Origin of the sequence: Kitasatospora sp. NPDC056783 (genome assembly GCF_042789895.1) — a bacterium.
In the GTDB taxonomy this organism is placed as follows: domain Bacteria; phylum Actinomycetota; class Actinomycetes; order Streptomycetales; family Streptomycetaceae; genus Kitasatospora.
This window is the reverse complement of the sequence record NZ_JBHUAF010000285.1, coordinates 1-11,212: the sequence shown is the minus strand read 5'-3', so window position 1 is coordinate 11,212 and position 11,212 is coordinate 1. Positions and strand designations below refer to the sequence as shown.

The following is an 11,212-nucleotide window of genomic DNA, read 5'->3' as shown; positions in this document are numbered from 1 at the left end:
CGCGCCCCCGTGTCCCGCCCCGCCCGCCGAACACCCTGAGGGCCCGGCCGCCGCGCCACGCGGCAGCCGGGCCCCCGGTCGTCCAGCCGCTCAGCCGGTCAGCCGCCCGGCCGCCTCCTCCTCGCTGAGCGCGTCGATCTCGGCGATCAGCAGCGCCTCGATCCGCGCCGCGAGGGCCGCCGGCGTGCTGCTCTCGAACACGTCGCGGATCGGGATGTCGAGGCCGAGGCCGGACCGGATGCGCGCGGCGACCCGGGTGACCAGGAGGGAGTCCCCGCCCAGCGCCAGGAAGTCGTCGAACACCCCGACCCGCGGCACCCCGAGGACCTCCTGCCACAGCTCGGTGACCAGTTGCTCGGCATCGCCGCGCGGCGCGACGTAACCCTCCCCGGTGGACGTCCCGGGGTCGGGCAGAGCGGCCGGGTCGAGCTTGCCGTTCGCGGTCAGCGGCAGCCGGGCCAGGGTGAGCACGGCGTCCGGGACCATGTACGCGGGCAGCCGCAGGGCCAGGTGCTCGCGCAGCTCGGCCGGGACGGGCTCGGCCCCCGGGCTCGGGACGGCGTACGCCACCAGCCGCCGCCCGTCGCGGACCAGCACCGCGGCCTGTGCCACGGCCGGGTGCGCGGTCAGCGCCGACTCGATCTCGGCGGGCTCGATCCGGTAGCCGCGCAGCTTCACCTGCGCGTCGCCGCGCCCCAGGAACTCCAGCCGGCCGTCCGCCCGCCACCGCGCCCGGTCCCCGGTGCGGTACATCACGCCGCCGGCGTACGGGTCGGGCAGGAAGGCGGTCGCCGTCAGGTCGGGCCGGCCCAGGTAGCCCCGGGCCAGGCCGCCGCCGCCGATGTACAGCTCGCCCTCGGCTCCCCGGGGCAGCAGCCCGCCGTGCTCGTCCAGCACGTGGAGTCTGACCCCGGGCAGCGGACGGCCCAGCGAGGGCCGGCCGTCGGTGTCCGTCTCCGTCAGCTCGGCCGCGGTGACGATCACGGTGGCCTCGGTGGGCCCGTAGGTGTTGACCAGCCGGACGGTGTCCGCGTGCCGTCGGCGCCAGCGGGCGACGGTGTCGGCGTGGGCCTCGGAGCCGCCGATGATCACCAGTCGCAGCGCCTGCGGCCAGCGGGTCTGCTCGCCGAGGCCGACCAGCTCCTCCCAGTAGGCCGTCGGCAGGTCCAGCACGGTGACGGAGCGTCCGGACGGCCCTTCCAGCAGGTCGGGCAGGGTCCGGCCGCCGCCGGGCAGCAGCACGACGCACGCCCCGGCCGCCAGCGCCGGCCAGATCTCCTCCACGTGGGTGTCGAAGCCGAGGGAGGCGAACTGGACGACCCGGTCGGCCGGGCCCAGCGCGTAGCCGTCGGGGCCCGTCATCCAGTCGACCCGGGCGGACACCGCCGCGTGGTCGACGGCGACGGCCTTCGGCGTCCCGGTGGATCCGGAGGTGTAGAGGACGTAGGCCAGGCCCTCCGGATCCACCGGCGCGAGTTCGCCGGCCCCGGGGTCCGGCAGGTCCGTTCCGGTCAGGGTGAGGACGGCGTCGGCCTCGCGGACCATCAGGGCGCGGCGGTCCTCCGGGTGGGCCGGGTCGAGCGGGAGGTAGGCGGCGCCGGCCTTCCAGACCGCCGTCAGGGCGACGACCAGGTCGACGGAGGGTGTCATCGACACCGCGACCACCCGGCCGGCCACCGGGCCGAGCCGGCGTGCCAGTTCGGTGGAGCGCCGGTCGAGTTCGGCGTAGGACAGCGTCCGGCCCTCGCACTCCAGCGCCGGCGCGTCCGGCCGGGCGGCGGCCTGCTCCGCGAACCGCTCCAGCACCGTGCGCACCATGGCCGGGGCGGCCGGCCCCGCGCCCAGGGCGAGCAGCGCCGCGCGCTCCCGCGCCCCGACGAACCAGTCGCCGTGCAGCGGGAGTTCCGGGTCCTGGACGATCCTCGCGTACAGCTCGCGGCACCGGCCGCCGAGCGCCTCGACGGTCTCCCGGTCGAACAGCTCGCGGTCGTAGCAGAAGGAGAGCGTGATGCCGCCGTCGGCGGTGCGCCAGCTGTCGAGCAGCAGGTCGGTCTTGGCCTGCTCGAAGCCGGAGTCCATGCTCGTCGTACGGACGCCCTCGGGCAGCGCGGGCCCGCCGGAGCCGTCCGTCACCTCGTTCTGGCTCTGGTGGACGAACACGGCCTGGTAGAGCGGCCCGGCCCCGGTGTCCGCGGGCAGGCCCAGGTGGGCGGCGAGCCGCTCGGCCGGGGCGTCGGGGCGGCTCAGCGCGGCGAGCGCGGCGGACCTGGTCCGCTTCAGCACGCCGCGGAAGTCCGGCTCCCCGGTCAGGTCCGACCTGATCACCGCGGTGCGGTTGAAGTAGCCGAGCAGCGCCTCGTGGGCCTTCTCGGTGCGGCCCGCCAGCGGGGTGCCGACCACGAAGTCCCGGCAGCCGGTCCAGCGCGCGAGCACGCACTGGTAGCCGGTGAGCAGCACCATGAACGGGGTGCACCGCTCCTGCCGGGCCAGCCGGTCGAGGTCGGCGGTCAGTTCGGGGCCGAGGTCGACGGTGACGAACCCGGCGGGTCTGGTGGGGGCCGAGGGCCTCGGCCGGTCGAAGGGCAGCCGCAGCGCCCCGGTGCCGGCCAGCCGCTCCGCCCAGAACCGGAAGGCCTCCTCGCCCGCCTCCCCGCCGGTCCTGGCCTGCTCGGCGCGGGCGAAGTCGCCGTACTGGAGCGGGAGTTCCGGCAGGCCGGCGGGCGCCTCGCCGATCGCCTCGCGGTAGAGGGCGAGCAGCTCGCGCCACATGGTGCGGAAGGACCAGCCGTCGGCGACGATGTGGTGGACCACGACGCTGACGGCGTGCTCCCGCTCCCCCGCGCTGATCAGGGTCGCCCGCAGGGGCGGCGCGGCGGCGAGGTCGAACGGCGCGTTGACGTACGGGCGGCAGGCGTCCGTGAAGTCGGCCTCGGTGGCGCCCTCGGGCAGCCGGAACGTGACCAGGTCGATCTCGGCCGGGGGCTGGACCAGTTGGACGGGCTCCGCCGCTTCGGGGCCCTCGACCACGAAGCGGGTGCGGAGGATCTCGTGCCGCGCGGCCAGCCGGCTCAGGGCGGTGCGCAGGGCCTCCGGGTCGAGCGGGCCGGTCCAGCGCCGGTTGAGGTACATGTTGAACCCGGCGTCGTCCGGGTGGAGTTGCTGGAGGAACCAGAGCCGGCGCTGCTCGGCGGTCAGTGGGTGGTGGGTGGCGGTGGTCACCGGACGGTCACCTCGGTCTCGGAGCGGTGCGGGAGTTCGGAGCGGTACGGCGGGGCCGCTTCGGCGGCAGCGGCGGCGGCCTTGGTTTCGGCGGTGGCCTCGGCGACGGCGTCGGCCGCGGCCCGGTCCTGGAGGGTCTTCAGGCCCACCAGGTCGTCGGGCTCGGCGTCGGGCACGTCCCGGTCGAAGTGGCGCAGCACCGGGACGGCCAGGCAGACCAGCGCGAGGGCGGCCATGGCGAGGCCGAACAGCAGGTAGAGCAGTCCGATGCCGCGGCCGTCACCGGTGCCGATGATCCGGCCGACGGTGGAGGCGAGGGCGCCGTCCCGGTCCATCAACGGCTGGAGCAGCCCGGGGCCGAACGGGGCGACCACGGCGAATCCGACCGGCAGGGTCGACCAGGCGACCATGGTGTTGACCGCGATCACCCGGCCGTGGAAGCGCAGCGGCACCTTGGTCTGCACGATGGTCGCGTAGGAGCCGTTGAGCAGCGAGAGCGCGAAGGTCATGCCGAACGCCCCGAGGGCGACGGTCCAGGTCGACGGGCGCAGCCCGGTGAGCAGGCAGGCCACGGCGACCGCGAGGGTGGCGAACAGCACCCCGCGCAGCTTCTGCCGGCGCGGTCCGCCCCAGGCCACCAGGGTGATCCCGCCGAGTACGGCGCCGAGGCCGGCCGCCGTGGACACCCAGCCGGCCGAGGCGAGCGGGGCGAAGGAGAGCACCAGCGGGGTGGTGAGCAGGAACAGCGGGGAGAGGAAGACGTTCAGGACGGCGAAGTACAGCAGCATCGCCCGGAAGTGCCGGCTGCCGAGGGCCCGTCGGAATCCTTCGCGGATCTCGGCGGAGATGCTCTCCCGCCGGGTGGCGCCCATCACGTCCGGGAACCGGACGGCCAGGGTGACGCCGATGGCGACGGCGTAGCCGGCCACGTCGACGGCGAGGATGCCGCCGAGGCCGATCGCGGCGAGCAGGCCCACGGCGAACAGCGGGACGAGGAACTGGGCGAGGCCGAAGGCCATCTGGACGACGCCGTTGGCGCGGCCGAGGTAGCGCTTGGGGACGAGCTGCGGCACGGCCGCGTTCCAGGCGAGCCGTTGGAAGGAGAGGGCGGCGGACAGCACGGCGACGAGCGTGTAGGCGTGCCACACCTCCAGGCCTCCGGTGGCGTACAGCACGAGCAGCAGGGCCTGGGTGGCGCCGGCGGCGAAGTCGCCGAGGAGCATGGTGCGGCGCCGGTCCCCCCGGTCGACGATGGCGCCGGCGAGCGGGGCGGCGAGGATGCCGGGCACCAGACCGCAGGCGGCGAGCAGCCCGAACTGGGCCAGGGAGCCGGTGCGCAGGTAGATCCAGACCGGGAGGGCGAACTCGGTGAGTGCCGACCCGATCATCGACACCTGTTGCCCGGAGGCGACGGTGAGGAAGCGGCGCATGGTCGGGCGGACGGGTGCGTTCGCGTCGTCCGTCGCCGGCCGTTCGGCGTCCCGGGAGAGCCCGGCCAGCCACCAGGTCGCGCCGTCGGTGCGGCGGTGGCGGTCCTCCTCCCCCTCGGCGATCGACCGGTGGACGCCGGTGACGATGTCGGCGAGTTCGGCGGCCCGGTACTTGAGGTAGAAGTGGCCGGCCTCGTCGAGGACCACGACCGCGGTGGTGTCGGCGATCCGGTGCCACTCGCGGAAGCGCTCCTGGTAGAACTCGGTGGCCGGGTCCCGCTCGCCGCAGACGGCGATCACGGGTGCCTTGATCCGTCCGCCCTCGGTCCCGAACATCCGGGTGAAGTACCGTTCGACGTCCTTGGTGCCGGTGCGGCGGTTGTGGACGATCAGCCGCAGTTGCTCCGGGTCCATGTCGTCGGTGTCCAGCCCGGCGGCGGCCAGGCCGTTGATCATGTCCTGGTCGCTGCGCATCCGGTCGAGGAGCTGGGCCCACCGTTCCCCGACCGCCGCGCCGCGCCCCTTGGGGCGGGCGAAGGGGAAGATGCCGCCGAGGTGGACGGCGTCGATCTCCCGGCCGGCGGCCTCGACCCGGCGGGCGATCTCGACGGCGAGGCGCACGCCGACGCCGCAGTGCCCGTACAGCACGATCCGGCCCTCGACGTTCTCGACGATCTCGCGGGCGCAGCGGTCGGCGACCTCCTCGACGTCCATCGGCTCCTCGCCGAGTTCGTGTCCGGGGACGGCGATGGAGTGCAGTGCCCAGTCCTCGGGCAGGGCGTCGGCGAGCGGCTTGTAGATCAGCGCGCTGCCGCCGCCGTAGGGCGCGCAGACGACGCTCGCGGTGGTGCGGCGGCGTTCGGGGGTGAGCCGGTGCAGCAGGCCCTGCGGGCCCCGGTCGGCTCCCGGGTCGGCGACGAGCCCGGCGAGTCCGCGGACGGTCGGGAAGCGGAAGAGGTCCATCACGCCGACCGGGGTGGGCAGGTCGGGGAAGGCACGGCGCAGCCGGGCGACGACCTGGGTGGCGAGCAGCGAGTGTCCGCCGATCTCGAAGAAGTCGTCGAGTGCGCCGACCCGGGCGACGTCGAGCACCTCGGCCCAGATCGTGGCGATCAGGGTCTCGGTCTCGCCCTCGGGTTCGACGTGTCCGGCGGCCGGGGCGGCGTCCTCGGGTTCCGGCAGCGCCTTGCGGTCGATCTTGCCGTGGGCCAGCAGCGGCAGGCGGTCCAGGACGACGAACCGGGCGGGGACCATGTAGTCCGGCAGCACGGCGCCGAGTTCCGTCCGCAGTTCGGCGGCGGCGGGGAGGGTCGCGCCGGCCGCGCGTTCCAGGTAGGCGACGAGGTTCTGCCGGATGCCCTCGCCCCGGACGGTGACGAAGGCCTGGGTGACGCCGGGCAGCGCGGTGAGCGCGGCCTCGATCTCGCCGGGCTCGACCCGGTAGCCGCGGACCTTGATCTGGTCGTCGGCGCGGCCCAGGTACTCCAGCACGCCTCCCCCGGCCTCCGGCCGCCAGCGGGCCAGGTCGCCGGTGCGGTACATCCGGTCGCCGGTGAACGGGTCCTCGACGAAGCGTTCCGCCGTCAGGTCGGGGCGGCCCAGGTAGCCGCGGGCCAGCCGCTGCCCGCCGAGGTACAGCTCGCCGGTCACGCCGGGCGGCACCGGCTGCCGGGCCTCGTCCAGGACGTAGCAGCGCGCTCCGGCGAGCGGGGTGCCGATCGGGGTGTTCCCCGGGCCGTGCTCCCCCGGGAGGACCTCGTGGACGGTGACGCCGACGGTGGCCTCGGTCGGACCGTAGTGGTTGAACACCGCGCAGTCGCCCCGGCCGGCCAGGTCGGCGGCCCAGGCCTGGGCCGAGGCCTCCCCGCCGAGGACCAGGGCGCGGCGCGGCAGCAGCCGCTCGACCGGGGCGTCGGCGGACAGCGCGGCCAGGTGGGAGGGCGTCATCTTGAGGTAGTCGAGGGCCGAGGCCTCGATGTGGTCGGCGAGTTCGGCGCCGGCGATGCGGCGCGGCAGCAGGTGCACCTCGCCGCCGGTGGTGAGCGCCAGGTACAGCATCGTGATGCTGAAGTCGAAGGACAGGGACTGCAGCAGGCCGTAACGGGCGCCGGGCTCGATCCGCAGCCGTTCCCGCACGCCGGCCAGGTAGTTGAGGATCTCCCGGTGCTGGACGGCGACGCCCTTGGGCCGGCCGGTGGAGCCGGAGGTGTAGATGACGTACGCGAGGTCGTCCGGTCCGGAGGCCTCCGCGAGCGGCGCCGCGTCCGTGGCCTCGCCCGGGTCCTCGCCCGGCCGGAGGCCGGTCCGGTCCACGAGCAGTTCGGCGCCCCCGTACCCGGGGAAGTGGTCGCGCAGGTCCGAGTCCGTCACCAGCACCCGCACCTCGGCGTCGGCCACCAGGTGGGCCAGCCGCGCGGGCGGCTGCTCCGGGTCCAGCGGCAGGTAGCAGCCGCCGGCCTTCAGCACCGCGACCAGGGCGACGGCCAGGTCCGGGGACTGCTCCAGGCACACCGCCACCCGGTCGTCCGGGCCGACGCCGAGGGCCCGCAGGCGCCGGGCCAGTGCGGTCGCCCTGGTGTCGAGTTCGCGGTAGGTGACGGTGGCGTCCTCGAAGACCAGCGCGGGGTGGTCGCCCGCCTGCCGGGCCGCCGCCGAGAGCAGCGCGGTCAGCGTGCCCGCGCCGCCGTCGGGGAGCGCCGGGCCGGCCGCCCACCGTTCGAGCACGTCGTGGCGCTCGGTGTCGGTCGCCACCGGCAGGGCCTCGACGGCCCGGTCCGGGTCGGCCGTCGCGGCCGTCATCAGGACCTCGAAGCGCTCCACCAGGCGTTGCACGGTGCCGGCGTCGAAGAGGTCGGTCCGGTAGGTGATCAGGCCGAAGAGCCCGCCGTCCTTCTTCTCCCGCAGGTAGAACGCGAGGTCGGAGTGGCTGGTGGTGGCCGCGTGCCCGAACCCCTCGGCGGGGGCGCCGGGGGTGGTGGCGGCCGCGCGGTCGCCGTAGTTCTGGTAGGCGAAGGTCACCTGGAACACCGCCGAGCGGCTGACGTCGCGCTCGATGTCCAGGTCGGCGACCATCTGCTCGAAGGGCACCTCCTGGTGGGTGTAGGCGTTGAGCGTGGTCTCCCGCACCCGGCCGACCAGTTGTCCGAAGGTGAGGCCGTCCGCGAGCCGGGCCCGGATCGGCAGCATGTTGACGAAGGCCCCGACCACTCCCTCCAGTTCGCGGTGGAGCCGGCCCGCCACGGCCGAGCCGATCGCGAAGTCCCGCCGGCCGGTGTGCCGGCCGAGCAGCAGTTGGAGCCCGGCCATCAGCACCATGTACGGCGAGGCGCCGTGGGCGCGGGCGCACTCGGCGACGGCACCGGCGAGTTCCGGGCTCCAGTGCAGTTCGACGGCCGCGCCGTCGAAGGTGAGCAGCGGCGGCCGGGGGCGGTCGGCGGGCAGCTCCAGGGCGGGGACGTCGGCGAGTTCGGCGCGCCAGTAGTCGCGGGAGGCGGCCAGGGCGCCGCTGTCCAGCCGGTCGCGCTGCCAACGCGCGTAGTCCCCGAACTGGACGGGGACGGGCGGGAGCGCGGTCTCGGAGCCGTGGGCGTGCCGGGCGTAGAGCGCGTCCAGTTCCCGGTTGAGGATGTCGATCGACCAGCCGTCGCTGATGATGTGGTGCATGACCAGGGCGAGGACGTGGTCCTCGTCGGACAGCCGGACGAGCAGGGCCCGCAGCAGCGGTCCGGCCGCGAGGTCGAAGGGGTCGGCGGCCAGCGCCCCGATCTCCCGCGCGGCTCTTCGCTCGGGGTCGGGATCGTCCGAGGCGTCGACGAACCGGGCGGCGAAGGGGCCCGGTTCGGCGACCAGGACCTCGGCCCGGCCGTCCTCGGTGACCGGGAAGGCCATCCGCAGCCCTTCGTGCCGTGCCACCAGGCCGGTCAGGGCGGCGTCCAGCGCCGCGCGGTCCAGCGGCCCGCGCAGCCGTCGGGCCGGGGCGAGGGTGTAGGCCGTCCCGCCGGGCGTGAACTGGTCCATGAACCAGAGCCGTTCCTGTCCGCTGGACAGGGGCGGCGCGGTGCCCTCGGGGCGGGGTTCGACCACCCGTACCGGGGCCGTGGCGCCGCGCAGGCGCTGGGCGAGGAGGGATTTCTTCGTGGCGGACCAGTCTGCGGGCAGGTCCTGGGTGTCGGTCATCGGCAGTCCGTTCGGGCGTGGAGCGAGGGGGACGCGGCGGTGCGGTCGACGGCGGTGCGGTCGACGGCGGTCAACGCGTCTCTCGGACGACGGCGGCCAGGGCGGCCGGGGTGGAGGCGTCGAAGAACAGGTCGAAGGCGAGCTCGACCCCGAAGGCGTCGCGGATCCGGGCGGTGATCTGGATGATCGTCAGCGAGTGTCCGCCGAGGTCGAAGAGGTCGTCCTCGGGGCCGATGCCGGAGGTGCCCAGGACCTCCTCCCAGATCGCCAGGATGCTCGCGGTGAGCTCGTCGGCCTCCGCCCCGGCGGTCTGCCCCGTGTCGGCCTGCTCGGCGACGGGCGGGGGCGGGGCGGGCAGCGCGCGCCGGTCGAGCTTGCCGCTGGGGGTGAGCGGCAGCCGGTCGAGGGCCACGAACTGCCGGGGCACCATGACGGCGGGCAGGGTGCGCCGCAGGTGGTCCCGCAGGTCGGCGTCGGACAGCGGGGCGCTGCCGGGTGCGGGCACCCGGTAGCCGACCAGCGCGGACGAGCCGTCGGCCTGCTCGCACACGGCGACGGCCGCGGCGGCCACGGCCGGGTGGTCGAGCAGCGCGGCCTCGATCTCGCCGAGTTCGATCCGGTGGCCGCGGATCTTGACCTGGTCGTCGATCCGGCCGTGGAACTCCAGTTCGCCGTCCTGCGTCCAGGCCGCGAGGTCGCCGGTGCGGTACATCCGGCCGCCGGCGAACGGGTCTTCGACGAAACGTTCCGCCGTCAGCTCGGGCCGCCCCCGGTAGCCGGCCGCGACGCCGTCGCCGCCCAGGTGGAGCTCACCGGGGATGCCGACCGGCAACGGCCGGCCGTTCGCGTCCAGGACGTACGCCCTGGTGTTGTCGACCGGCCGGCCGATCACCACGGCGTCCGCCCCCGCGGGGACGTCGGCCCAGGTGGCGTAGATCGTCGCCTCGGTCGGGCCGTACCCGTTGATCAGCCGGTCGAGGGAGCCCCTGAGCTCGCGGGCCAGCGGGAGCGGCAACGCCTCGCCGCCCACAATCCCGGTCAGCCCGGCCGGCAGCGGCCCGGCGCCGAGCAGCACGCGCCAGCCCGACGGGGTCGCCTGGAGGTGGGTCACGCCCTCCCGGCGGACCAGCCCGACCGTGCCCGGCGCGTCCAGGGCGGCGCCGTCCGGGGCGAGGACGAGCCGGCCGCCGGTGGTCAGCGGCAGCAGGATCTCCACCCCGGATATGTCGAAGGAGAGCGAGGTCAGACCGAGCCAGACGTCCCCCGGCCCCGAGTCCAGCAGCGCCGCGAGCGAGGTCAGCAGGTTCACCAGGGCGCGGTGCCCGATCTCCACGCCCTTGGGCCGCCCGGTCGAGCCGGAGGTGTACAGCACGTAGGCGAGGCCGCCGTGCGGAGTCGGCTCCGCCGGGGCGGGCACCGGCTCCACGACGCCCTCCCCGAGCCGGAGGACGGCCGGGGCCGCCGCCACCACGTCGGGTGCCGGCTCCCGGTCGGCGACCAGCAGGGCCGCGCCCGAGTCGGCGAGCAGGAAGGCGATCCGGTCGGCGGGGTGGGCCGGGTCGAGCGGCAGGTAGGCGGCCCCGGCGGCGTGCACCGCGAGCAGGACGGCGGGCAGGTCGACGGAGCGCTCCAGGTGCAGGGCGACGACGTCGCCCTGGCGCACCCCGGCCCCGCGCAGGACGGCGGCCAGTTCGTCGGTCCGCTCCACGAGCGCCCGGTAGGTCAGCCGTTCGGCGCCCGCGCTGACGGCGGGGGCGTCCGGCGTCTCGGCGGCCCGCTCCCGCACCAGGTCCAGGGCCGTGCGCTCGTGCGGGTAGGCGCGGGCGGTGTCGTTCCACTCCTCGGTCACCAGCTGCCGCTCGGCCTCGCCCAGCAGCGCCAGGGCGCCCAGCGGGGTCTCGGGCTCGGCCGTCGCGGCCGCCAGCAGGGCCGCGTAGTGCCCGGCGACCCGCTCGGCGGCCTCCGGCGACAGGACCGCCGGGGCGTACTGGAGCGAGAACGCGATCCCGTCGGCGGCGTCGACCGCCTGGAGGTGGAGCGTGTTGCGGGCGGCGCCGTTGAACGCCGCACGGTCCACCCGGACGACGCTGCCCGGGAACACCGGGTCCCCGGCCGCGCCGGTAGCCGAAGGACACCGGCGCCAGCCCGGCGCGCGGGGTGAGACCGCCGACCGCCGCGCCGAAGGGCACCGAGCGGGACGGGTAGCCGCCACGGGCCTCGGCGCGCACGGCCCGGGCGTACGCGGCGAAGGGCAGTGCCGCGTCCGCCCCGGCCGGCGCGTGCACCGGCAGCTCGTTGACGAACAGCCCGATCTCCCCGGCCTGTTCGGCCGTCCGGACGGACAGCGGCACGGAGACGGCCACCGCCTCGCCGCCGTAGCGCAGCAG

General features: G+C 75.5%; 3 protein-coding genes. All 3 read right to left on the bottom strand.

From position 1 onward, the window contains the following. Positions 1-90 precede the first annotated feature (90 nt). A complete protein-coding gene (locus ACFRMQ_RS30055; RefSeq protein ID WP_380733823.1) occupies positions 91-3,219 on the bottom strand; it encodes an amino acid adenylation domain-containing protein in 3,129 nt (1,042 codons plus the stop codon). Next, entirely contained in the window at positions 3,216-8,825 is a 5,610-nt protein-coding gene (locus ACFRMQ_RS30050; RefSeq protein WP_380733822.1) for an amino acid adenylation domain-containing protein, read from the bottom strand. Before ACFRMQ_RS30050 ends, ACFRMQ_RS30055 begins: the two co-directional genes overlap by 4 nt. A 70-nt stretch (positions 8,826-8,895) precedes the next feature. Beyond that, positions 8,896-10,902, bottom strand: a complete 2,007-nt coding sequence (locus tag ACFRMQ_RS30045) for an amino acid adenylation domain-containing protein (RefSeq protein WP_380733821.1) — start codon at positions 10,900-10,902, stop codon at positions 8,896-8,898. Positions 10,903-11,212 lie beyond the last annotated feature (310 nt).

Excerpts from the sequence above, each read along its gene's own strand:
- ACFRMQ_RS30050 (WP_380733822.1), bottom strand. The coding sequence starts at position 8,825 with ATGACCGACACCCAGGACCTGCCCGCAGACTGGTCCGCCACGAAGAAA.